At 67.0% G+C, this 22669-nt stretch carries 19 protein-coding genes and 2 tRNA genes; 11 read left to right on the plus strand and 10 right to left on the minus strand.

Annotation, left to right across the window (positions count from 1 at the left end):
- The first annotated feature begins 38 nt into the window (after positions 1-38).
- The 5 genes from Q0R23_RS14085 (at position 39) to Q0R23_RS14105 (ending at position 3882) form a co-directional block, all read left to right on the plus strand.
- The gene (locus Q0R23_RS14085; RefSeq protein ID WP_293913975.1) at positions 39-794 is read left to right on the plus strand and encodes a TVP38/TMEM64 family protein; all 756 of its coding nucleotides are present in this window, start codon (positions 39-41) and stop codon (positions 792-794) included.
- Between the two features lie 100 nt (positions 795-894).
- Positions 895-2022 carry a phosphoribosylformylglycinamidine cyclo-ligase gene (gene purM, locus Q0R23_RS14090; protein ID WP_293913977.1) on the plus strand — a complete coding sequence of 376 codons (1128 nt, stop codon included), beginning with the start codon at positions 895-897 and terminating at the stop codon, positions 2020-2022.
- Entirely contained in the window at positions 2019-2738 is a 720-nt protein-coding gene (locus Q0R23_RS14095) for a histidine phosphatase family protein (RefSeq protein ID WP_293913979.1), read from the plus strand. Before purM ends, Q0R23_RS14095 begins: the two co-directional genes overlap by 4 nt.
- 86 nt (positions 2739-2824) lie before the next feature.
- Positions 2825-3415, plus strand: coding sequence for a hypothetical protein (locus tag Q0R23_RS14100; RefSeq protein WP_293913981.1), 591 nt, complete (start codon positions 2825-2827; stop codon positions 3413-3415).
- Between the two features lie 62 nt (positions 3416-3477).
- Positions 3478-3882, plus strand: a complete 405-nt coding sequence (locus Q0R23_RS14105; protein WP_293914018.1) for an immunity 22 family protein — start codon at positions 3478-3480, stop codon at positions 3880-3882.
- Between the two features lie 164 nt (positions 3883-4046).
- Here Q0R23_RS14105 and Q0R23_RS14110 read toward each other — a convergent pair whose 3' ends face one another.
- The 3 genes from Q0R23_RS14110 to Q0R23_RS14120 all read right to left on the minus strand — a co-directional run bounded on the left by Q0R23_RS14110 (position 4047) and on the right by Q0R23_RS14120 (position 8259).
- The gene (locus Q0R23_RS14110) at positions 4047-4772 is read right to left on the minus strand and encodes an aminotransferase class IV (RefSeq protein ID WP_293913983.1); all 726 of its coding nucleotides are present in this window, start codon (positions 4770-4772) and stop codon (positions 4047-4049) included.
- A complete protein-coding gene (locus Q0R23_RS14115; RefSeq protein WP_293913985.1) occupies positions 4765-6765 on the minus strand; it encodes a chorismate-binding protein in 2001 nt (666 codons plus the stop codon). Before Q0R23_RS14115 ends, Q0R23_RS14110 begins: the two co-directional genes overlap by 8 nt.
- Before the next feature lie 372 nt (positions 6766-7137).
- Positions 7138-8259, minus strand: a complete 1122-nt coding sequence (locus tag Q0R23_RS14120) for a Brp/Blh family beta-carotene 15,15'-dioxygenase (protein ID WP_293913987.1) — start codon at positions 8257-8259, stop codon at positions 7138-7140.
- 307 nt (positions 8260-8566) lie between these two features.
- Here Q0R23_RS14120 and Q0R23_RS14125 point away from each other — a divergent pair, with 307 nt between their 5' ends.
- Together Q0R23_RS14125 and Q0R23_RS14130 are read left to right on the plus strand one after the other, a co-directional pair.
- Positions 8567-9940 carry an MFS transporter gene (locus Q0R23_RS14125; protein ID WP_293913989.1) on the plus strand — a complete coding sequence of 458 codons (1374 nt, stop codon included), beginning with the start codon at positions 8567-8569 and terminating at the stop codon, positions 9938-9940.
- A gap of 123 nt (positions 9941-10063) precedes the next feature.
- Entirely contained in the window at positions 10064-13216 is a 3153-nt protein-coding gene (locus tag Q0R23_RS14130) for an alpha-mannosidase (protein ID WP_293913991.1), read from the plus strand.
- An 8-nt stretch (positions 13217-13224) separates the two neighbouring features.
- On the opposite strand, the gene Q0R23_RS14135 is transcribed toward Q0R23_RS14130, so the two are convergent.
- The 5 genes from Q0R23_RS14135 to Q0R23_RS14155 form a co-directional block, all read right to left on the minus strand.
- Positions 13225-13803 carry a Maf family nucleotide pyrophosphatase gene (locus Q0R23_RS14135; protein ID WP_366520440.1) on the minus strand — a complete coding sequence of 193 codons (579 nt, stop codon included), beginning with the start codon at positions 13801-13803 and terminating at the stop codon, positions 13225-13227.
- 2 nt (positions 13804-13805) lie between these two features.
- Entirely contained in the window at positions 13806-14468 is a 663-nt protein-coding gene (gene deoC, locus Q0R23_RS14140; protein ID WP_293913993.1) for a deoxyribose-phosphate aldolase, read from the minus strand.
- 86 nt (positions 14469-14554) lie between these two features.
- Positions 14555-14629, minus strand: a tRNA-Glu gene (locus tag Q0R23_RS14145).
- A gap of 95 nt (positions 14630-14724) precedes the next feature.
- The gene (locus Q0R23_RS14150; protein WP_293913995.1) at positions 14725-15201 is read right to left on the minus strand and encodes a universal stress protein; all 477 of its coding nucleotides are present in this window, start codon (positions 15199-15201) and stop codon (positions 14725-14727) included.
- A gap of 141 nt (positions 15202-15342) precedes the next feature.
- Positions 15343-15840, minus strand: coding sequence for an HD domain-containing protein (locus Q0R23_RS14155; protein WP_293913997.1), 498 nt, complete (start codon positions 15838-15840; stop codon positions 15343-15345).
- Between the two features lie 495 nt (positions 15841-16335).
- Here Q0R23_RS14155 and Q0R23_RS14160 point away from each other — a divergent pair, with 495 nt between their 5' ends.
- The 4 genes from Q0R23_RS14160 (at position 16336) to Q0R23_RS14175 (ending at position 20514) form a co-directional block, all read left to right on the plus strand.
- Positions 16336-17400, plus strand: coding sequence for a LacI family DNA-binding transcriptional regulator (locus Q0R23_RS14160; RefSeq protein ID WP_293913998.1), 1065 nt, complete (start codon positions 16336-16338; stop codon positions 17398-17400).
- Between the two features lie 76 nt (positions 17401-17476).
- Entirely contained in the window at positions 17477-18490 is a 1014-nt protein-coding gene (locus Q0R23_RS14165) for a sugar ABC transporter substrate-binding protein (RefSeq protein WP_293913999.1), read from the plus strand.
- 241 nt (positions 18491-18731) lie between these two features.
- A complete protein-coding gene (locus tag Q0R23_RS14170; protein ID WP_293914001.1) occupies positions 18732-19703 on the plus strand; it encodes an ABC transporter permease in 972 nt (323 codons plus the stop codon).
- A gap of 1 nt (position 19704) precedes the next feature.
- On the plus strand, positions 19705-20514 hold the full coding sequence (locus Q0R23_RS14175; protein ID WP_293914003.1) for an ATP-binding cassette domain-containing protein: 810 nt from the start codon (positions 19705-19707) through the stop codon (positions 20512-20514).
- Positions 20515-21075: 561 nt separating this feature from the next.
- Here Q0R23_RS14175 and trxB read toward each other — a convergent pair.
- Positions 21076-22038, minus strand: coding sequence for a thioredoxin-disulfide reductase (gene trxB / locus Q0R23_RS14180; RefSeq protein ID WP_293914005.1), 963 nt, complete (start codon positions 22036-22038; stop codon positions 21076-21078).
- A gap of 216 nt (positions 22039-22254) precedes the next feature.
- A tRNA-Gln gene (locus Q0R23_RS14185) sits at positions 22255-22328 on the minus strand.
- Positions 22329-22669: the final 341 nt, after the last annotated feature.

Below are 22669 nucleotides of genomic sequence, written 5' to 3' on the forward strand. Positions count from 1 at the left end.
AGACTGAATTTCCCGGCTTCCCGCGTTACCCTGCGGACGTGCCCAAGTCTCCCGCGCAAGCCGCGCTCAGGTCCGCCGCGCCGCGTCCGGGCTGCTGGTTTGTCGGACTGACGCTGCTGGCGCTGGGCTCGCTGCTGCTGCCGGAGCTGCGAAGCTGGCTGTGGGAATTGGGCACGGCGCTGTTCGGCCCCGACGACGCCCGCCGCCGCGCCCTGGTCGAGCAGTTGGGGGTGTGGGGACCGCTGGCGCTGATCGCCGGGATGCTGCTCCAGGCGGTTATTCCGCTGCTGCCCGCCGCCGCCGACGTGGTGCTGGCCTCGCTGCTCTACGGCTTCTGGCTGGGCTTCGCCATCGTCTACAGCGGCACGCTGCTGGGCGCCGCGCTGGGCTACTGGGTGGGGCGGCGTTTTGGCACCTGGGCGGTGCGGCGGCTCTCCGGTGAGGCCATGAGTCGGCGCCTGCACGCCTTTGCCGAGGCACGCGGGGTCCAGGCGGTGCTGCTCGTTCGCCTGATGCCTGCCCTCAAGGCCGAGGTCATGAACCTGGTGGCGGGCGCGGCGCGGATGCCGTTCTGGCCGTTCATGGCCGCCTCGGCGCTCGGCGCCCTGCCTGCCACGGCGCTGGTGGTTTACCTGGCCGCCGATCCGCAGCGGCTGATCTGGGGCGTGTCCGGGCTGTCGCTGGCGGTGGGTCTGGGCGCCGCCGGACGTTGGTGGTGGACGCGGCGGGCCGTCCGGCCTGGAGCCAGCGGTGAGGAAGCCAGCGGTCAGGAAGCCAGCGGTGGGGGAGGCTGACCCGGCTTGCCCGGCTCAGGTAGACTGTCACAGTGCGCGGGACCAGAGCTGCCCCGAAGATAGGCCGCCCCGACCAGACGACGCCAGGAGACTGTTTCAGATGACCCACGACGCTATAAAACCTGACGCCACCGACCCCACCGACCTGCCCGCCGCTCCCCCGATTTCCGCCTACGCCCGCGCCGGGGTGGACATCGACGCCGGACACCGCGCCGTCGCGCTGATGAAAGGCGCCGTGGCCCGCACCCACGGTCCCCAGGTGCTGGGCGGTCTGGGCGGTTTTGGCGGGCTGTTCCGGGCGGGCTTCGGCGGCATGAGCGACCCGGTGCTGGTCGCCTCCACCGACGGGGTGGGCACCAAAACCAAAGTTGCCAGCCGCGCCGGGCAGTACGCCGGACTGGGCGCCGATATCGTCAACCACTGCGTCAACGACATTCTGGTGCAGGGCGCCCGCCCGCTGTTCTTCCTCGATTACGTGGCGATGGGCAAGCTGATTCCCGAACAGGTCGCGGCTGTCGTGACCGGCGCCGCCGGGGCCTGCGAGGCGCTGGGCGTGGCCCTGCTGGGCGGCGAGACCGCCGAGATGCCCGGTGTCTACCTGGACGGCGAACTCGATATCGTGGGCACCATCGTCGGCGTGGTAGACCGCTCGGCGCTGGTGACCGGTGAGCGCCTGGAAGCCGGAGACGTGGTGATCGCGCTGCCCAGCAGCGGCCTGCACACCAACGGCTACAGCCTGGCCCGCGCCGCCCTGGAGGGCGCGGACTGGCTGGCCCCCGACCCCCGACTGGGCACGAGTATTCAGGACGCCCTGCTGATTCCCCACCGCAGCTACGTGCAGGCGTACCGTGCCCTGGAAGCCGCCGGAATCGACGTGCGGGCCATGAGCCACATCACCGGCGGCGGATTGATCGACAACCCGCCCCGCGTGCTGCCCTCCGGGCTGGGCTTGCGATTCGACCTGAGCAGCTACACCGTGCCGCCGCTGTTCGAGATGGTGCTCAGCGGGGCGGGCATGGAGCGGGCCGAGGGCTACCGGGCGCTGAACATGGGTGTGGGTTTTTTGTTTATGGTGCCGCCTGGCCAGCTCACGCGGGCGCTGGACGCCTTGCGCGGCGCGGGCGAGTCGCCCTGGCTGCTGGGCGAGGTCGTGCCGGGCGGCGGGGTCGAGCTGCAACACCGGGGCGCACCACTGGGGTACCCAGCTACGCCGGGTCAGCATTCGTGACGGCGCTGCTCAGGCCGCCCACCGGCATTTCCTGGCCGGATCGCCAGGCGTCCACCGAGCTGTGGGTGGTCCGCCACGGCGAGAGCACCTGGAACGCCGACGGGCGCTATCAGGGCCAGACCGACGTGCCGCTGAGCCCGGTGGGGGTGCTCCAGGCGTCGAGCCTGGCCGAGCGCCTGACCAGCCAGGGTTTCGCGGCGGTGTACTCCAGTGACCTGCTCCGGGCGCACCACACCGCCGAGATCGTCACCGAGCGCCTGAGCGGCGCCCCACCGGTGCAGACCCTGCCCGGCCTGCGCGAGATCGACGTGGGGCAGCTCAGCAGCCTGACCCTGCCGGAGATTCGCCTCGAATTTCCCGACTACCTGGCGGCCCTGCGAAAAGACCCCTGGGCCACCCGCAGGCCCGGCGGCGAGAGCATGGCCGACCTGTACGACCGGTCCTCGGCGGCCCTGGCGACGATCGCGGCGCAGTGGGTCGGGCAGCGCGTGATGGTCTTTACCCACGGCGGCGTGGTCCGGGTGGCGGTGGGTCTGGCCCTGGGCGGCGTGCCGCAAAACGCCTGGGCGCGGCTGTCGGTGGCCAACACCAGCATCACGCGCCTGCTGCTCAGCGCCCACGGCGGCACCCTGCTGGGCTTCAACGACGCCGCCCACCTCGAAGATCTCGAAGAGGCGGGCGAGGCCGACGACCTGGGACTGGGTGCCACGCCGTAAGGCCGCGCTTCGAGCCTCACCGCGCGCTCAAGTCCGGGTGAGTTTTGCCCCTGGCTCTGCGCTGCGTGGCGTGATACAACCCGGTTATGGAAAGTGTCGTTGCACTGTTTAGCGAAAGCGCGCAGGCCAAGCAGGCCCTTCAGACCCTGGAGGCCAGGGGGTTTGACCGCGACAACCTGGGCTTCTCGATTCTCGACCCGGTGGCCGAAAACGATATTGCCCAGGACACCGGCATCTCACCGGAGCAGGGTGCGCCTGCCGGTGCGGGCGGCGTGCTGCGCGGCATCGGCATCGGCATTCTGGCGGGTCTGGCCATCACTTTGCCGATCTGGGCGCTGATCGCCCTCATTCCCGAAACCCGCATCTACGCGATGGGCGGCGCCTACACCACCTTATTTGGCATTCTGGGCGGCGGCGGCATGGGCGGCATCTTCGGGGCGCTGGCGGGCACAGACCACGGCGATTACGTCAAATTGCTGCGCCAGTTCGGCATCCCCGCCGCCGAGGCCGAGAATTACAACAGCGGCCTGCGGGCCGGGCAGATTCTGGTGGTCGCCCGCAGCGAGCGCGTCGAGAAAGCCAACGAGGCTCTGGTCATCATGCAAAAGAGCGGCGCCGTGGACCTGGGAAAAGCGCGGGGCGGCGGCGCCCTGGCCAGTCAGCGCGGCACGAGCTGAGCCGAGCAGCATTGAAACAGGCCGTCTCCGGGTGAGGCGGCTTTTTCGTCGTATACCCAGGACTGCCAAGGTATTACGGCGCCACCGAGCAAGAGGAGGGCAAAGTTTCGGTCTGGCTACGAACCGGCGACGGACCAGAGGGGATCAGCGATGTGTTCGAGGAGCAGTACGGCGACGATGACGCGCCGCTGAGTCCGTTCTCAGGCGCTTTCAAGTTCTACTACGACCATGATTACCTGGAAACAGGTGGCGGCGGCGGCCTCCAGCCCGTAGAGGAGGTTTTCCGAGACGGCTCCTACATTGAGACTTACCGGGACGCGGTGATCGAGGCGGCGCATGCGAAGGGCTTGACACATGCTGGGGGAGCAGCTCTGCTCTACGACCATGTTTATCTGGTCGGTAAAACGAAGGTGCGTCAGGCGCTTGGGTACACTTTTCTGGGCGTGTTCGACTTCAAACGCGGCTGATTCAAACGTGGCTGGGTCTCATACGAGATTAAAATGAGTCCAGGCCACTCGCCGTTGATCCCTCGCCCCCTGCGGGAGAGGGAGGGAGCCGCAACGCGGCGGAAGGGTGAGGGGGGACCGTGCGGCCTTAAAGACACATGTTCGGAAGTCTTTTTAATTCCGTATCACTCCAGCCCCACCAGCCCCGGCTGCTCGCTCCTCACCGCTTCCGGTTCAAAGTTCAGCGCCCAGCCGTCGCCGCTCAACTGACTCACCGGGCGCACGCCGATGCCGCTGCCGCACAGCCAGAGGGCCTCGGCGGTCTGCACGTCGTACAGGCTCAGCGCTTCCCGGCGCCAGTGCTCCGCGTTCTCCTGAATGAACACCGAGCGGGTCACGCCGTCCAGGCCGCCCACCGGCTCCAGAATCTCGCCGCCGCTGCGAATCAGCAGGCTGCTGCGCGACCCGTCCACCACCCGTCCGGCTCCGTCTGTCAGCAGCCCCTCGAAGGCGCCGACTCGCCTCGCCTCGCGCAGCGCCAGAACATACGGCAGGTAATTGCCGGTTTTGTGCGCCCCCCACTGCGGATGCACCTGCTGGCCGCCGACATGGACGTGAACGCCCCCGCTGGCCCGGCTTCCCAGCGGACGCCAGGAGACGAACTGGCCTGCGTCGGTGACGGTCAGCCGGAGCAGCGTGAATTCAGCGGCGGCGGCCTCCGGGGGAATCTCCAGCTCGCCGGGTGGGCTGAGTCCCAGCAGGGCGCAGGTGGCGGCCAGGCGGGCGCGGTGCATCGGCCAGAACTGCGGCGCCCCCCAGTGCAGCCGCACGCTGGTAAAGGCGCTCAGGCCGTGCAGCCAGGCCGGGTGGTTCAGTTCGGGCGGGAGTGTGAACGGCGTCAGCTCAGGCACGGTGTTTCTCCAGTTCCGGCTTCTCCAGTTCCGGCCAGCACCGTTCCGGCCAGCACAGGTCCAGCCAGCACAGGTCCAGCCAGTTGCCCAGCAGGGCCTTGCCATGCGTGCTCAGCAAGCTCTCCGGGTGAAACTGGACGCCCCAGGCGGGTTTGCCCACGGCTTCCAGCGCCATGATCTCGCCGTCCTCGCTGCGGGCGGTGACGCGGCCTGCGTCCGGCAAACCCCGCACCACCAGCGAGTGATAGCGGGTAAACGGCGTGGGCGAGGGCAGCCCAGTGAAGAGTCCCAGGCCGCCGTGACTCACCTGCGCGACCTCGCCGTGGACCGGCAGCGCCGCCCGCCCCACCGTGCCGCCCAGCACCTGCCCCAGCGCCTGATGCCCCAGGCAGACGCCCAGCAGCGGCAGCCCCGCGTCCAGACAGTGCCGGGTCAGCGCCAGCGTGACGCCGCTGCTGCCGGGTGTGCCGGGGCCGGGGCCGATCAGCACGGCGGCTGGACGTAGGGCCAGCAGCTCAGGCAGCTCAGCCGTCTGGTCGCGCAGCACGACCTCGGCGTCCAGGGAGCGCAGATCGTGGGCCAGGTTGTGGGTGAACGAATCGAAGTTGTCGAGCAGCAGCACGCGCAAGGCTGGCCGGGGTCGGGCAGGTGCGGGCTGCCAGGGCCTGCCGGGCGTGGGCGGGGCCGGGGCCTGGGCGGGTCTGCCGCCTGAGCCGCCCAGGGCGCTGAGGGTCGCCTGGGCCTTGTGCAAGGTCTCGCGCGTCTCGGCCCTGCCCTGACTGCCGATGACGATGCCCGCCCCGGCCCGCACGCTGACCGTCCAGCCGTCACCAGAAGGCTCAAAGCCCGCCGTGCGGATCAGGATGTTCAGGTCGGCGCCCTCGCCGCTGATCCGGCCCAGGCTGCCGGTGTACCAGCTCCGGGGGCCGGGCTCCAGATCACGAATCGCCTGCATGACGCGCCGCTTGGGCGCCCCGGTGATGGTGCCGCCGGGGAACGTGGCGGCCAGCAGCTCGCCGAGGCTCAGATCACTGCGGGCGCGGCCCTGAACTTCCGAGACCAGGTGCATCACGTGGCTGTAGCGCTCGACCAGCATCAGCTCCGGCACCCACACCGCCGTGCTGGCCGCGCCCAGGTCGTGGCGGATCAGATCGAGCAGCATCACGTGCTCGGCGCGTTCCTTGGGATTGCTGCGCAGCTCGGCTTCCAGCGCCGCGTCTTCTTCGGGCGTCTCGCCGCGCCGCCGGGTGCCCGCGATGGGCCGGGCCGAGAGCAGCCCCGCAGCGCGTTCCCAGCGCAGGAGCCGCTCCGGACTGCCAGACACCACCACTTCATCGCCCAGTTCGGCGTAGGCCATAAACGGGCTGGGATTGAGCCCGCGCAGCCGCAGGTACGCCGCCAGCGGGTCGCCCGTCGCCGCCGCACTCACGCCCCGCGACAAGTTCACCTGGTAGACCTCACCCGCCCGGATCAGCTCCTGCACGGCGTCCACGCCTGCCGGGAAGTCCAGGTCGTCCGGGGTAAAGGCGCCGACCTCCAGGGCCGGGGCGGGCGCCGGGGTAAGGCTCAGCAGCGCGGCCCAGTCCAGGTGCGGCTCACCGACGACCTCCAGCGTGCCCGCACGGCGCTCCCAGACCAGGCCGCTGGGATAAAGCCCCCAGTGTTGCCCCCAGCCTTGCGCCGCGCCGGACCGGGGCGGACCTGGCGCCGGGTGAGTCTCCAGCCCCCAGCCTTGCGCCGCCTCGTACTTCAGCCCGCCCAGCCAGGCTGGAAAAAAGCCGGAGCCGGGCGGCCAGTCCGGTAAGCTGCGCCGAATGTCGACTGGGGCCGCGCTCAGGAACGTGTGGGTGCTGAAATCGGTCAGCGGCCCCAGCGACTCCAGCAGCACCACGCCGCTCACGTCTGTACCAGTGAGCCGGGCGGTGCGCAGCCGCAGCAGCACGTCTACGGGGCTCAGCGAGGCGAGGTGGGTGCTCAGCGGCGTGGTGGGCATTTCGACTCAGAGTCTAGAGCAGTACTCCGAATTACGCCACGGGGAAAACAGCCTCCCCGCGCCTCCATTCTGCGCCTTGCTCAGTCAACACTACTCGCTCCGCTCGGTCATAAAAAGGGTCTTTTTATAACATCTGCTCTAGTCGAGCCGGGGCCGGATTGACTGGGTGGCGAGTGGAACGGGTGTGGGGTCGGTTCGGGGCCAGCGGTGGTGCCTGGCTCTGAATTCAACCTGTCTGCAAAAGCGGCGGGTAGATCGCCCTGTCCAGAGCAGCGCGGCTGACAACGCCTGGCCGAATTTTGGACGGAACAACTCCTCGTCGTGAATGAACGGCCTTGCTCAACTCCGATATCGAGGTCACCTCCCCAGTGCTCAACTCACAGCGTTCCTGCTGGGCGCCCCCCTGAAGTCCATCGCCGCGACCAGCAGGGCGTGTGGGCCGGTCAGGGCGGCGATCAGCGCCAGGTAGAGGGCGACCAGGGTTTCGGTGTCGTGGACGCGGGGCGCGGCCCACAGGTACAGGCCCGCCAGCAGCAGCAGCGCCAGGCCGGTGATCGGCAAGGCCAGCGCCACGAAGCGCCAGCTCAGGCGGGGTTGCGTGGGAGCAGGGGCCAGATGTTCAGCAGACAGCGCCAGCAAGCGGCCCAGATGCCGCCAGGCGTGCCAGAGCGTGAAATACAGCCCCAGGGCCAGCGGCGGCGGCACCGTTACGAACAGGGCCAGCAGCAGGGCGGCCTCGCCCAGTTCGGTCATCGGCTGGGCGCTGGCCTGCGCGGTGTCGAACACGTACAGCAGCAGCACGGCCACCAGCGCTGTCAGCAGCGCGGCGGCGCCGGGACCGGAGAGCAGCTCACCGGGCAGCACCTGGGTGCCGAAGGCCCTGGAGGCGCCCTGGGAGAGCCGGGTAAACCAGTCTGGAAAGGCCAGCAACGACACCACAATCGGCAGGCTGCCGCGTGCCAGCACGGCGACGGGCGCGGACCACCAGTAACGGCGTGTTCGGCCCAGCACCGCCTCCAGAAAGTGCAGGTCGCCCTGGCCCCAGTGCAGCAGCGACGCTACCAGAAAGCCCCACAAAGCCAGCGGCGGCGCCAGGTGCCAGCTCAGCAGCAGCGCGAACGCCAGCCCGGCGTAGAGCAGCAGATACAGCGCCAGATTCCGCTTCGGCCCGGCCCAGCGCCAGTGCAGCAGCCGGGGAACCAGGTGGTCCAGCGCCCCGTGCGGCAGCCCGAACAGCACCACGCTCAGCAGCAGCGGCACGAACATCACCTGGGTCAGCGCCGCCGGAAAGAGCAGCCAGCCGAGCAGCAGCAGACTCACGCCGCTCCAGGGCACCAGCAGCAGCGCGGGCCGCAGCAGCGCTTCTGAGCTGATATTTGGTCGGTCGGTGCGGGACTGGTTGAGGCTGGACTGGCCCGCAGCGGATACCGGCGAGGCCGCAGGCACAGGCCGGGTGCTCGGCGCCCAGCGCCGCTTGCCCGTCGATTGTCTCATGGCCCGGAGTGTAAGCCCCACCGGGTCGCCCAAGCGTATCAACGCCACCTGAAATCCGCTGCGCTCTGGAGCAGATGTCATAAAAAGACCCTTTTTATGACCGAGCGGAGCGAGTAGTTCTGACTGAGCAAGGCGCAGAATGGAGGCGCGGGGAGGCTGTTTTCCCCGTGGCGTCATTCGGAGTACTGCTCTGATCTTTCCCCCGGTCTGTTCCCACACGCTACACGCTATAAACCGACCACCAGTCACCTGATTCAGCGCGACTTTGCGCATGTAAACCACCACCAGCGACTCTATACTCGCCCCAATGACCGGCGACCCCAGCAGCGAATCCCCCTCTACGGCGAGTTGGCGCACCTTCCTGACGCTGTGGTGGTCGCAGTCGATCAGCAACCTGGCGACCAACGTGGGCTGGTTCGCGGTGATCGTCTACCTGACCACCGACGTGTTTGCGGCGCCGTCCCAGCGGGCGGACCTGGCGCTGGCGCTGGGCGCTATGGGCCTGATGACCAGCGTGCCGCAGCTCGTGCTGGGCGCCTGGGCGGGCTCGGTGACGGACCGCCACAGCCGCCGCGCCGTCATGCTGGTGTGCGACAGCATCGGCGCCCTGGTCGCGCTGGGCATCACGCTGATGGTCTGGAGCGGCGTGCAGAACGTCGCCCTGCTGCTGCTGGCGGTCTTCGCCGCCCGGCTGGCCGAGATTTTTCATGCCAGCGCCTTCGAGGCCAGCTACTCCATGCTGATTCCCGAATCGGGCCTGGCCCGCGCCAACGGCCTGATGCAGACCAGCTACAGCGTCGGCTACGTCGCCGCGCCCGCCCTGGCCGCGCTGATTATCGCCTTGCCGGGCCGCTTTCCGGACGCGCTGTGGGGCCTGAAGAGCGGTGTGGGCCTGGCGATGGCGCTCGACAGTGCCAGCTTCGTGCTGGCCGCCCTGGTGCTGATCCGCCTGCGCATTCCCAGCCCCCAGGAGCGCCCGGCGCCCGGCCAGAAGGCCGATTTCCGGGGAGATTTCCAACTCGGCTGGCAGTACATCTGGCAGCGCCGACCCCTGCTGATGCTGCTGCTGACGCTGGGTGTGACCAATGTCGCCAACGCGCCGCTGATCCTCTACGAGCCGCTGCTGGCCAAGTTCAGCCTGGCTGCCGACTTCGCCGCACGCGGCCTGAATTTCGAGTCCGGTTTCGCCGTCATGACCACCACGACGGCGGTGGGCACGCTGCTGGGCGGGCTGATCGTCACCTCCTGGGGCGGGCTCAAAACCCGGCGCGTCTACGGCGTGCTGTTGCCGCTGCTGGGCATGGCGCTCTCCGTGGTGGTGCTGGGCTTGTCGAAGTCGCTGATCGTGTCGTGCGCGGCGCTGCTGGTCTTCGGCACCAGTTTTCCGCTGGTGGGCGCCCACGCCGCCGCCCTGTGGATGTCGCAGGTGCCGCCGCCCCTCCAGGGCCGGGTCTTCGGGGTGCGCTCGACCATCTCGCGCTCGACCATTCCCTTTGCGATGGCGGCCTTCAGCGTACTCTCGGCCCGCTTTGCTCCGGGGCCGGTGGTGGTCGCGCTGGGCGCTCTCTCGGCCCTGACGCTGACCCTGGCGCTGCTGAGCCCCTGGGTGCGCCGGGTGGAAGACCGCGAGTATCTGGAATCGCTGGCCGCCCCGGCGGGTGAGGCTAGTGCCAGCGACTGAGTTGACTCCTGGTGTGAGCTGACTTCTAAAGAGAGTGCTGCTTTGATGTGCCCGATCTGAACTGGTTTCCGTTTCATTCCGCCGACATACCCGCCTCGCCACCCCATCTCCAGAGGTTTCCCCGTGACCAATGCCCTGACCACCGCCCAGCTCCTGACCCGCCTCGGCAAACGCCTGAACGAACTGGGTGCCTGGCGCGACGCCCGCATCCAGAGCCTGCCACCCGGCCAGTTCTTCGAGCGGGGCCAGACCGAGGCCCGCAGCATCGCGGTAGGGGAGCCCTGGCCGGGCCGCGACTTCCCGGTGACGCTGAGGTTTCAGGTAACGGTGCCCGCCGACTGGAGCGGGCCGCTGGCCCTGCGGATCGACCTCGGCGGCGAGGGGCTGCTGAGCGTGAACGGCGCGGCGGTCGGCGGCCTCAACCCGTACCACCACGACTACCTGCTCGGCAGCGCGGCGCCCGGTCAGACCCTCTATATCGACATTCAGGCCAGCCCCAAGGATCTGTTTGGCCGCCCGGTCCGCCGCCCGGTGCTGAAGGTGGCGGCGCTGGTGCAGCCCGACGTGCAGGTGCGCGGCCTCCACGATGACCTCGCGGCGGCTATAGGTGCGGCCCAGCAACTGCTGGGGTCGGGTCAGCCGGACCTGGCCCAGCAACTCGCCGACGCGCTGGACGCGGTGTTTCGCCAGTTACCGATAGACCGCTCCGGCAGCGCCGCCTACCTGGCGCGGGCCGTGCGCGAGCCGCAGCAGGCCGAGCAGATCGCTTCCATCTGGGAGGAGTGGGACTTCGCCACCGAGGATATGGCGCCGTTCCCTGACGCCCTGCGCCCAGCCCTGAGCGCCGCCCAGGCCGACTGGCAAGCCCGATTGGCCGAGCTGAGGCGCCGCTGCCCGCCCATCGGTTCGCTGGCGCTGACGGGCCACGCCCACATCGACCTGGCCTGGCTGTGGCCGCTCTCGGAAACGCGCCGCAAGGCCCTGCGCACCTTCTCCACGGTGCTGAGCCTGATGGATGAGTACCCGGACTTCGTGTTCAACCAGTCGTCGGCCCAGCTCTACCGCTTCGTGCAGGAGGACGCCCCGGACCTGTTCGAGAAGATCCGTGCCCGCGTCGCTGAGGGCCGCTGGGACGTGGTGGGCGGCATGTGGGTCGAGCCCGACGGCAACCTGATTTCCGGCGAATCGTGGGCTCGGCAACTGCTCTACGGCCAGCGCTACTTTCTGCGCGAGTTCGGCAAGGCGGCCACGGTCTGCTGGCTGCCCGACACCTTCGGTTACGCGGCCAATCTGCCGCAGCTCCTCAGGCTGGCGGGCATTCCGTCGTTTTTCACCACCAAGCTGACCTGGAACGAAACCAACGTCTTTCCCTACGACCTGTATCACTGGGAGGGCCTCGACGGCAGCCGGGTGGTGGCCCACAGCTTTCACAACGCCGTGCCCGCGCAGGGCTACAACGCCGATATCGCGCCGAAGGACGTGATGCAGACCTGGCAGGCGTTCCGGGGCAAGCGCGTGCATGACCAGAGCCTGCTGAGTTTCGGCTACGGCGATGGCGGCGGCGGCCCCACGTCCGGGATGCTGGAGCGCTACGAGCGCCTGAAAGACTTCCCCGGCCTGCCGCGCCTGGAGATGCGCCGGGTGGCCGACTTCTACGCCGATGTGGACCCGCAGGCTGGGTTGCCCGTCTGGGTCGGCGAGCAGTACCTGGAGCTGCACCGGGGCACCTACACCTCGCAGGCCCGTGTCAAATGGCTTAACCGCCGCCTGGAACACATGCTGGTCGAGGCCGAGACGGCCAGCACCCTGGCCTACAAGCTGACCGGGGCGCCGTATCCCAGAGAAGCGCTCACGCCGCTATGGGAAACGCTGCTGCGCAACCAGTTTCACGACATCCTGCCCGGTTCGGGCGTCAAGGCGGTCTACGACGTGGCCCACCAGGAACTTCAGGCCGCGCTGGAGGGGGCGCTGAAGCTGCGCGACGCCGCTTTGCAAACGCTGAGCGACGCGGTGGGCGGCACTATGGGCGAGTCTGGACGCATCGTGGTCTGGAACCTCTCCTCGGATGACCGTCCTCTGAACGCCGTGCTGAGCAGCGACCAGGCTCTGAGCGTGACCAGCCAGAGCGTGCAGACCCATACCGTTCAAACACAGTGGACCGGCGACGTGCTGCGCCTCTACGGTGAGCTGATGGTGCTCGGCGTCGGATACCTTAGCTTGCCGGTAAACGCCGGGGACGCTGCTCTCCAGCCCAGCCCGCCTCTCCACGACCTGACGCTGGAAAACGAGCATTTGCGGGCCGTCATCGCTGAGGACGGCACCGTCAGCTCACTGACCGACAAGCACACGGGCCGGGAGATGCTCTCAGGGCGTGGCAACCAACTGTGGGCCTACGTGGACCTGGCCCGCGAGTGGGACGCCTGGGAAGTCGACGCCTCCTACCCGCAGGAGGGTCAGGAACTGCTGGCCGACGAGCGTCCCGAACGCCTGAGCGGCGCACTGGTGCAGTCCATCCGGGTCCGGCGCAGGCATGGGCAGAGCGAGGTCGTGCAGACCTATGAACTTTCGCCGGGTAGCCGCCGCCTGGATATTCGCACGGAAGTCGACTGGCACGGGCGCCACAGCTTTCTGCGCTCGCTGACGCCAGTTGCTGTTCGCAGCATGTCGGCCACCTTCGAGACGGCTTACGGCAGCGTGACCCGCAGCACCCACACCAATACCAGTTGGGACGCCGCCCAGTTCGAGGTTCCGGCGCACCGCTGGGCCGACCTGAGCGACGGTCAGTGCGGGCTGAGCCTGCTCAACGACAGCAAATACGGCTATTCGGTCAAGGGCAACGTGCTGGGCCTGAGCCTGCTCAGATCGCCGGTCTACCCCGACCCCACCGCCGACGAGGGCCTGCACCGCTTCACCTACGCCCTGTATCCGCACGCGGGCGACTGGCGAAATGGCACGGTGGCCCAGGCCCACGACCTGAACGCGCCGCTGCTGGCCTTCCGGAGTGCCGTGACAGGCGGAATACTGCCGGAGACGGGCCACCTGCTGACCCTCCAGCCGGGCCTGCGGCTGAGTGCCCTCAAGCTGGCCGAAGATTCAGATTCGGTCGTGCTGCGCGTCTACGAGGCGCATGGGCAGCGTGCGGTTCTGAGCACCAGCAACGGCCTGGGCATCAGCGAATGGACCACCGTGAACCTGCTGGAGCAGCCCGGCGAGCAGGCGGGAACTGACGTCGAGCCGTATCAGGTCATCACGCTGCTGGAGCGCCCGCCGAACTGAGCGGCGCTCTACACCTCGCCCCACACCGCCACACCGTGCTTTCTCAGCAGCCGGATCACGATGCTCAGCGGGAAGCCGACCACGCCGGAATACTCGCCCTCGATGCGATCGATCAGCGCGGCGCCGAGGCCCTGGATGGCGTAGCCGCCCGCTTTGTCCAGGCCCTCGCCGCTGCGGGCGTACCAATTGACCTCGCCAGGACTCAGCGCCCGAAAAAATACCTGTGTGTCTGATACGGCGCTGTCTTCTCCAGACGGCGAAATGACCGCCACGCTGCTGTAGACCGCGTGTGGTAAGCCACTGAGTTGCCGAAGGAAGTTGGCGTTCTCGGCCTCGTTCTCAGGCTTGGCGAGCTGCGTCTGGCCCAGCGCCACCACCGTATCCGAGGCGATCACCACCGCGCCGGGGTACTGGGCGGCGATGGCCCGACCTTTTTGCAGCGCCAGATCGCGGGCGACTCCCTTCGGCATGGTGGCGGCGCTGACTTCCTCGATGTCGGGCGACTGCACCTCGAACATCACGCCCAGGCTCCTCAGCAGTTCGCGGCGGCGCGGGCTGCCGGAAGCGAGAATCACAGGTCGGGACAAGCTCAGTACCCTGCCGTATTGCCCGCGCCGCTGACCAGCGCGACGCCGCCCGACGTGCCCAGTCGACTGGCCCCCGCCCGGATCATCGCCAGCGCCTCCTCCGGGGTTCGCACACCGCCCGCCGCCTTGATCTGGGCGCGTCCGGCGGCGACGTTCGACATCAGCTCCACGTCGGCCAGGGTGGCTCCTGTGGGCGCGAAGCCCGTGCTGGTCTTCACGAAGTCGGCCCCGGCCTGAATAGCGGCCTCGGTGGCCCTCACCTTCTGGTCGTCCGTCAGGTAGGCGGTCTCGATGATGACTTTCAGCACCTGGCCCTCGGTGGCGGCCCGCACGGCCCCGATGTCGGTCTGCACGGCGTCCCAGTCACCGGCCAGGGCGGCGCCGATGTTCATCACCATGTCGATCTCGTCGGCCCCGGCCAGGATGCTCAGGCGGGCCTCCCCGGCTTTCTGGAGGCTGGTGAGGGCGCCCAGCGGAAAGCCGCAGACAGTGGCGATTTTGACCTGGCTGCCGGAGAGTTCGGCTTTGCACAGGGCGACGTATTCCGGGTTGACGCAGACGGCCTTGAACCTGTGTTGCACGGCCTCGGCGCACAGAACCCGGATCTGGGCTGGCGTGGCGGTGGCTTTCAGCAGGGTGTGGTCGATGTGATCGGCGAGGTTCATGGCTCAAGCATAGCGGCCAGTGGTCAGATCAAAAAAGCCCCAGCAAAAAAAGCGCCCCCTTCTTTTGGAAGGGAAGCGCTTCTATCTGGTGACCCCAACGGGACTCGAACCCGTGTCTATACCGTGAGAGGGTACCATCCTGACCGCTAGACGATGGGGCCGCCTGTGGTGCCGATCCACTTGCGTGGGTGTCAGGGCCAGTCAGGTTAACGCGGGTCCGGCGTGCTGTCAATCCCCGGCGAAACGGCCTGAGCGCTCAGCGGCGGGCGTCGCTGCGGATCACCAGCACCGGCAACGGCGAGCGCTTGACCACGCTTTCGGCCACCGATCCGGAAAAGAAGTGCTCGATGGCGCCCTGGTGATGGGTGCCCACCACGATCAGGTCGGCGTTCCAGGCCCGCGCCGCCTCGATGAGGCCCACCGCCGGGTCGCCGGTCACCAGCTGCTGCGACTCGCCTGGCTGGGTAATGCCGTCCAGGCGCCGCTTGTCGATGTCGCTCAGCTCCTGAATCAGCCGGGGCGTGCTGGTAATGGGAATCAGCCCGGCGCCGGACACGTCGGGCAGGGCCGAGGCGGCGAGGTCCACCACATGCACCAGCAGCCGCTCGGCGCCGGGGAAGCGGGCGCGGGCGAGTTGCAGGGCGTGGTCGGCGGAACCGGAGAAGTCCACGCCGATGGCGATTCGCGCAAAGGGCTGCGGCGAACTGGACTGTGAGGAACTGGGTGTGGTCATGGCTTTACCGTACTCGCCTGTGTGCGGGCCAGGGTGACATTAAGGCTTGATGACGCCGACCCGCAGTCCATAAAAGCTTTATAAATCATCTCTTCCCACCGTCCCAATCTTTCCCCACAAGCCACGAGCCACGAGCCCTCCCTACTCCAGCTCGTCGAAGGCGTGCAGCAGCGCCGCCTCCGCGTCCCCCTCTGGCCGGTGATGGCGCCCGATCAGCTCGGCGACCCTGGCCCGGCCCCCGGCGCGGCGGACCAGCTCGGCGCCCAGGGCCGGGTGCTCGGCGCGGATGTACAGCGGCCCGAACGGCAACCACCTGGCCAATCGGCCCGGCACCAGGCCGGAGAGCACGCGCTCCTGCACCCGGTAGGGCCGCAGCGACTTGCCGCAGTCGTGCAGGAGCCCGGCAGCCAGCAAGTTGGGGGAGGCGTCCGGGTGCGCGGCGTACAGGGCGCCCGTCACCCGGCAGGCGTGCTCGCGGTCACGGGCGTCCATGTCCAGGTAGAGGCGGGCTTCGGCGGGGGTGAGTAAGGTCAGCGCCCAGGTGTCGTCGGGCGCGGCCTGAGTGTGCCGAACGCTGCGCGAAAGCCGCTGCACCTTGCCCGGCAGACGCCGCCACTTCCCTGTCAGTCCGGATGACATGGCTGGAGTCTAGCGCCCACCGGGGAGTGGTCTCGCCTCGGCGAATCCAGGGGCGCTTCACGTCGGGCGGTCTGGTCGGTGTGGACGCGCCGGGTATCCAGCCTGCTCGCCCCGCGTCTTTGTGGGAGCACAGGCTTGAGGGAGCACAGGCTTGAGAGAGCACAGGCCGCGCCAGAACGACGTTTTTGCCGGGGCCTCACCTGGGCGTGACCTCGCCTGGAAGATTGGAAGATCGAGTTCGGCGTGGGATCGCCCGGCTCGGTGAATTTGCGTCCGGAGAAAGTACCGTGCTACTTCCGAAGAGGCCAGAAAAACCGTGGGTGACACGGGGAGAACTGGCCTGAGCCGGAGCCGGGACTTGACATTTCGGGTGTCTGGCCTCACACTGACCTCAACCAAAATGTAATCGTTTACATCCGCCCCCAGCGCCGCGCTTCCCATGTCTGGGCCGTCGTTTCCGGCATTCATTCCTAATCAAAGGTGGAAAGCTTTTCAATGTCGAGTCTCAAGGATGTCGCCAATCTGGCTCAGGTTTCGCTGGCTACCGCCTCACGGGCGCTCAGCCGTCCGGAAACGGTGGCGACCCTGACCCGGACGCGGGTGGAGGGCGCGGCGCACCAGCTCGGTTACCAGCCGAACATGCTGGCCCGCAGCCTGCGCCAGCGCGAGACGCGCACCATCGGGCTGATCGTGGCCGACCTGCTCAATCCCTTTCACGCCCTGCTGGCCAAGAGCGTGCAGGACACCGCCGAGCGCCACGGCTACGTCGCCTTTTTGCTCAACAGCGACGAGCAGGAAGGCAAGGAGAGCCGCGCCATCGACACTCTGCGCGGGCATCTGCCGCAGGGGCTGATTATCGTGCCGACCAGCGGCTTTGCGCGTCGCCTCGGCAGTCTGCCCCGCTTGCCGGTGGTCGAACTCGACCGGGTGAGTGGGGCGCCGGGCGTGACCACCGTGACCGTGGACAACGTGGGCGGCGCCCGCATGGCGACCCAGCACCTGATCGACCTGGGCCACCGCGACATCGGCATGATCGTGGGCCAACTCGACATCAGCACCGCCGTGGAGCGTCACCGGGGCTTTCTTGAGACCATGCGGCGTGCCGGGCTGAGCTACCGTCCCGACTGGGTGCTGTCCGGCCACCACCGTGAGGACGACGGCCACCGCGCCGCCCGCAAGCTGCTCAGCGTTCCGGGCGACCGCCCCAGCGCCCTGTTCGTCGGCAACAACGAGATGACGGTGGGCGCCGTGCTGGCGGCCCGCGACCTGGGACTGCGCTTGCCTCATGACCTGTCCATCGTCGGCTTTGACGATTCGCGCTGGGCACAGACCATGTTCCCGGCCCTGACGGTCATTTCGCAGCCCACCGAGCAGCTCGGCACCCTGGCCTGCGAGCATCTGGTGCGGCAACTGGCCTACGCCCATTCTGGCAACGCCCAGCTCGCCCTGCCCGCCCGTGTCTTGAACAAAGCGGCACCTATCGGGCCTGTCCGCGTGCAGCTCCCCACCGAACTGATTATCCGCCACTCCACCAGTCCGCCCGCGCTGGTTTTTGGTTAAAGGCCCGCCGCGTCCTCGCCCCCTCAACCCCTCGCCCGCTTCACCCCTCGCCCGCTTCACCCCAAGGAGAACCACCATGCATAACACGAAACTGATGCTCACCTCCGCCGCCCTGACCCTCACCGCCGCCGCCGCCCTGAGCGCCGCGCTGGCCCAGAGCACCGCCCAGCCGATCATCGGGCTGATTACCAAAACCGAGACCAACCCCTTTTTCGTCAAGATGAAGGAGGGCGCCGAGAAGGAAGCCACCCGCCTGGGCGCCAAGCTGCTGACCGGCGCGGGCAAGTCCGACGGCGACAACGCGGGCCAGGTGACGGCCCTGGAAAACATGGTGGCGGCGGGCGCCAAGACCATCCTGATTACGCCCAGCGACTCCAAGGCCATCGTGCCTGCGCTCGCCAAGGCCCGCGCCGCTGGCGTGATGGTCATCGCCCTGGACACCCCCACCGACCCGATCAGCGGGGTCGACGCCCTGTTCGCCACCGACAACTACAAAGCCGGGGTACTCATCGGCCAGTACGCCAAGAAGGCCATGGCGGGCAAGAAGGCCGTCATCGCCGCGATGGACTACAACCCCGGCCAACCCGTCGGCATTCTGCGCCACAACGGCTTCCTGGCCGGTTTCGGCGTCAAGGGCATCACCGCTGCCACCAAGGACCAGGTGAACACCAGCGTCGTGTGCTCGCAAAACTCCTTCGGCGACCAGGCCAAGGGTCAGACCGCCATGGAAAACTGCCTCCAGAAAAACCCCGACATCAACCTGGTCTACACCATCAACGAGCCTGCCGCTGCGGGCGCCTACCAGGCCCTCAAAGCCGTCGGTAAGGAGAAGGACGTGCTGATCGTCTCGGTGGACGGCGGCTGCGCGGGCGTTCGCAACATCGTCGACGGCGTGATCGGCGCGACCAGCCAGCAGTACCCGCTCAAGATGGCCAGCATGGGCGTGGCGGCAGGCGTCAACTACGCCAAGACCGGCAAGAAGGCGGTCGGCTACACCGATACCGGCGTGACCCTGATTACCGACAAGCCCGCCAGTGGCGTCACCAGCAAGGACACCAAGTTCGGCCTGGCGAGCTGCTGGGGCCAGTAAATCTCCAGTCCAGTTCCCTATAGTCCAGTCAACCCTGATTAAGGCTCCCTGACCCACCCCGACGGGCACTTCGACAAGACTTTTGTCGGATGCCCGTCCGGCCCTTCCCCCACCTGACCTGAGCGGGATGAAGCGTCGCCTGTCCCCCCGCTGTTCCCACTCCCCACCTCCTACTTCCCACTTCCCAAATCTGTCCCCACAAGCCACGCGCCACAAGCCTTACCCGCCCCCAGGTGCCCCCATGACCACATCCACCACGCCTACCCGCCGTTTGCACCTGCCCAGCCTCAGCACCATCGGGCCGCTGATCGCCCTGCTGCTGGCCTGCATCTTCTTCACCACCCAGTCGGACCGTTTTCTGACCTCACAGACGCTCTCGCTGGTGCTCAAGCAGATCTCGTTCGTAGCCGTCATCGCCATCGGCCAGACGCTGGTGATCCTGACCGGCGGCATCGATCTGGCCTGCGGCGCCATCATGGCGCTGGGCAGCATGGTCATGACCAAGTTCGCCGTCGAGCTGGGCGTCTCGCCGCTGCTGGCGATCCTGTGCGGCATCATCGTCACGACGGCTATCGGGGCACTCAACGGTCTGCTGATCACCCGGCTCCGATTGCCGCCCTTCATCGCCACGCTGGGCATGTTCGGCATCGTCTCGGCCACCACCCAGATCTACTCCGGCGCCCAGACGGTCAGCAACCTGCCCGACACGCTGGGTTTCCTGGGCCAGACCTTCAACGTCTTCGGTACGGCCTTCACCTACGGCGCGGTGCTGATGTTGGTGCTGTTCGGCGTCGCCTGGTTCTACCTGACCCAGACGGCGCCGGGCCGCCACATCTACGCGGTGGGCAACAACCCGGAGGCCACCCGCCTCAGCGGCATTCCCACCACCCGGCTGCTGGTCAGCGTCTACGCCGTGGCCGGGCTGCTCTACGGCGTCGCTGGCTACATCCTGATAGGCCGGGTCGGCGCGGGCGACCCCAACGCCGGGCAGACCGAGAACCTGGAGAGCATCACCGCCGTCGTGCTGGGCGGCACCAGCCTGTTTGGTGGGCGCGGCAACGTGCTGGGCAGTTTGCTCGGCGCCCTGATCGTGGGCGTCTTCCGGGTGGGTCTCACATTGGCCGGAGTCAACAGCGTCTACCAGATTCTGATTACCGGCGTGCTGATCATTCTGGCCGTCGCCACCGACCAGTTCTCGCGCAGGAAGGCCTGAGATGACGACGCTACTGGAGAAAAAGACCGACATTCAGCCGGTGATGGAAGCTCGCGCCCTGTTCAAGCGCTACGGTCAGGTCACGGCCATCGACGGCGCCGACTTCGAGCTGCTGCCCGGCGAGATTCTGGCCGTCATCGGCGACAACGGCGCGGGCAAGTCCAGCCTCATCAAAGCCCTGGCCGGTGCGGTGGTGCCCGACGCCGGGGAGATCTTCTTGGGCGGGCGCCCGGTCAGTTTCCGCAGTCCCATCGACGCCCGCAGGGAAGGCATCGAGACGGTGTATCAGGACCTGGCCGTGGCGCCCGCCATGACCATCGCCGAGAACCTGTTTCTGGGCCGGGAGCTTCTGCGCCCCGGTTTCCTGGGCAAGTTGCTACGAATTGTGGACAAAAAGAAGATGAACGAGGAGGCCACCGCGCATATGCAGGGCCTGCAATTCGCCATCAAGAGCATGTCTCAGGCGGTGGAAACCCTGTCGGGCGGCCAGCGGCAGGGCGTGGCCGTCGCCCGCAGCGCGGCGTTTGCCCGGCACGTGGTCATCATGGACGAGCCCACCGCCGCTCTGGGCGTGCGCGAGGGCAACATGGTGCTGGATCTGATTCGCAAGGTGCGCGACAGCGGCCTGCCGGTCATTCTCATTTCGCACAACATGCCGCACGTCTTCGAGATCGCCGACCGCATTCACGTTCACCGGATGGGCAAGCGGGCAGCGGTGCTGAATCCCAAGAAGATCAGCATGGCCGATACCGTTTCGGTGATGACGGGGGCCTTGAAGGCGTCTGAGTTGAGTCCGGAGGTGCTGGCGTAGGGGGAGGAGCTTCGAGGTGTCATGTGTGAACTCGAACAGATTGACACTCGCTGTTTTGCCCTATTATCTGGTGATGTTAAAGGCCGTTCTCTTAGCAGGATTCCTGGTCTCCGTTTCTTCTGCGTCTGCCGAGTGGATCGAGTCCACGGAAAGCTCAGGGAAGGTGCCGTCAAAAGTGGTTCAGTCTTTTAGCACCCTGGTCTATTCTGACGTAGGAAAATTGTGTTATCCAGGCTCATACTCAACAGCGTATACCTCTGAGGTGTCACCAAATAGTCTGTTGACGTTGGACACATACGTGGGGATGATGTTGGGTAACAGAGCCAAATTTCGAATCGACAAATTTGAGTATAACCAGAAAGCGTTAACTTTTAGGGCATACTTTGTTGATAAAGATGGATATGGAGAGTATCATCTCGCCAGAATAGATAGCTCCGTTAAAAAACCAATACTAACCTACCAAGATTGCCTCATCGCACCGTAAACTGACTAATCAGGCAGTCGAAAGAGGGGAACAGCGTCGGCCATCAGGCACCGACGCTGTTCCCACTCCCCAACCCCTCAGTCCGCCGCCGCACTCTCCTCAAGCTCCAGCGCAGCCAGCATCCGCTCCACGCTCATGGCGGCCCGGGTTCCGGCGCCCACGCTGGTGGCGAGCTGACGGTAGACGTAATCGCTGATGTCGCCTGCCGCGAACAGGCCAGGGACGCTGGTGTAGATGTCCTCGCGGACCTCCACGTAGCCGTCCTCGCGCAGCTCGACTACACCCTTCAGGAAATCGGTGTTGGGCACGTGCCCGATAAAGATGAACACGCCGTCGGTGGCGAACTGGCTGACCTCGCCGGTCTTGAGGTTCTTGAGCTGCACGCCGCTCACACTGTCCACGCCCTGAATTTCCTCGACGGCGGTGTCCCAGATGAACTTCATCTTGGGGCTGGCGAAGGCGCGGGCCTGGGCGACCTTGTTGGCGCGCAGGCTGCCCCGGCGATGAATCAGCGTCACCTCGTCGGCGAACTTGGTCAGGAACAGGCCCTCTTCGACGGCGGCGTCGCCTCCACCAACCACCACGACCTTTTTGCCACGGTAGAAAAAGCCGTCACAGGTGGCGCAGGTGCTCACGCCCTTGCCCCAGAACTGCTCCTCGCCCGGCACGTACAGCCGCTTGGGGTTGGCGCCCGTCGCCAGGATCACGGCCCTGGCATGGTAACTACCGCTGTAACCCTTGACCAGAAAACCGCCGTGCGGGTGGTGCTCGATGCCCTGCACCTCTTCCATCTCGATGGTGGCGCCGAAGCGCTCGGCCTGGGCGGTCATGCGCTGGGCCAGTTCGGGGCCGCTGATCGGTTCGGGGAAGCCGGGGTAGTTCTCGACTTCCTCGGTCTGGGCGATCTGGCCGCCGGGCAGGCCCTTTTCGAGCACCACCGTGCTGAGGCTGGCGCGGCCCGTGTAGATGGCCGCCGTCAGGCCCGCCGGACCGCCGCCGATAATGACTACATCATGCTTTGAAGGTTGGGGATTCGTCATGACAACAGGGTAGCAGAGCGTAGCTTTGCCGACAGTAGCCAAGTTTGTTTTCTAAAGTAGAGTGCAGGGTTTGGCCATGCCGAGGTTAACACTCTGAAGTTAACACTTCCTTCAGAATTTGTGCTGCGGCAGATCGGAATGCCGCTCACGGTTCAGGGCGCCTTGAAGCCACACAGACAGCTAAAAAAACCCGCACGGGGCGAGTTCTTTTAAATCTGGTTGGGGCACTAGGATTCGAACCTAGATTGACAGTGTCAGAGACTGGCGTCCTGCCATTGGACGATGCCCCAGCGCTTTGCAACTCGACTGAGCAGCGACGGGAAGTATAGGCAAGGGACGCAGCGCTGTCAAGACCACGGGTGCAATTTGCGGCTCGACCTGGAGCCAAATTGGTTGTCTGATCGGGCTCTAGATGCTAAGGTTGGGTGTTGCCGCGCGTAGGCGCGAGCTGCCAGGAGGATTACCGAAGTGGAAGACCAAGTTAGCCGCACCCCGGATCAGGCCGGGGACATTCAGCCCACCACCGACACGGCGCAGGGCAGCGCCAGCGTTCCCGCCACCGAGCCTACTCAGGTTGAGCCCACTCAGGTCAAGGCCACCCAGACTGGGCCGACTTCGGTTGAAGCCGTGC

This window comes from Deinococcus sp., assembly GCF_025362455.1.
Classification (GTDB): Bacteria; Deinococcota; Deinococci; order Deinococcales; family Deinococcaceae; genus Deinococcus.

Bases quoted from the DNA above. Each gene is read 5' to 3' on its own strand.
- purM (WP_293913977.1), top strand. From the start codon at position 895: ATGACCCACGACGCTATAAAACCTGACGCCACCGACCCCACCGACCTG.
- Q0R23_RS14100 (WP_293913981.1), top strand. From the start codon at position 2,825: ATGGAAAGTGTCGTTGCACTGTTTAGCGAAAGCGCGCAGGCCAAGCAG.
- Q0R23_RS14115 (WP_293913985.1), bottom strand. From the start codon at position 6,765: ATGCCCACCACGCCGCTGAGCACCCACCTCGCCTCGCTGAGCCCCGTA.
- Q0R23_RS14120 (WP_293913987.1), bottom strand. From the start codon at position 8,259: ATGAGACAATCGACGGGCAAGCGGCGCTGGGCGCCGAGCACCCGGCCT.
- Q0R23_RS14125 (WP_293913989.1), top strand. From the start codon at position 8,567: ATGACCGGCGACCCCAGCAGCGAATCCCCCTCTACGGCGAGTTGGCGC.
- deoC (WP_293913993.1), bottom strand. From the start codon at position 14,468: ATGAACCTCGCCGATCACATCGACCACACCCTGCTGAAAGCCACCGCC.
- Q0R23_RS14150 (WP_293913995.1), bottom strand. From the start codon at position 15,201: ATGACCACACCCAGTTCCTCACAGTCCAGTTCGCCGCAGCCCTTTGCG.
- Q0R23_RS14155 (WP_293913997.1), bottom strand. From the start codon at position 15,840: ATGTCATCCGGACTGACAGGGAAGTGGCGGCGTCTGCCGGGCAAGGTG.
- Q0R23_RS14160 (WP_293913998.1), top strand. From the start codon at position 16,336: ATGTCGAGTCTCAAGGATGTCGCCAATCTGGCTCAGGTTTCGCTGGCT.
- Q0R23_RS14165 (WP_293913999.1), top strand. From the start codon at position 17,477: ATGCATAACACGAAACTGATGCTCACCTCCGCCGCCCTGACCCTCACC.
- Q0R23_RS14170 (WP_293914001.1), top strand. From the start codon at position 18,732: ATGACCACATCCACCACGCCTACCCGCCGTTTGCACCTGCCCAGCCTC.
- Q0R23_RS14175 (WP_293914003.1), top strand. From the start codon at position 19,705: ATGACGACGCTACTGGAGAAAAAGACCGACATTCAGCCGGTGATGGAA.
- trxB (WP_293914005.1), bottom strand. From the start codon at position 22,038: ATGACGAATCCCCAACCTTCAAAGCATGATGTAGTCATTATCGGCGGC.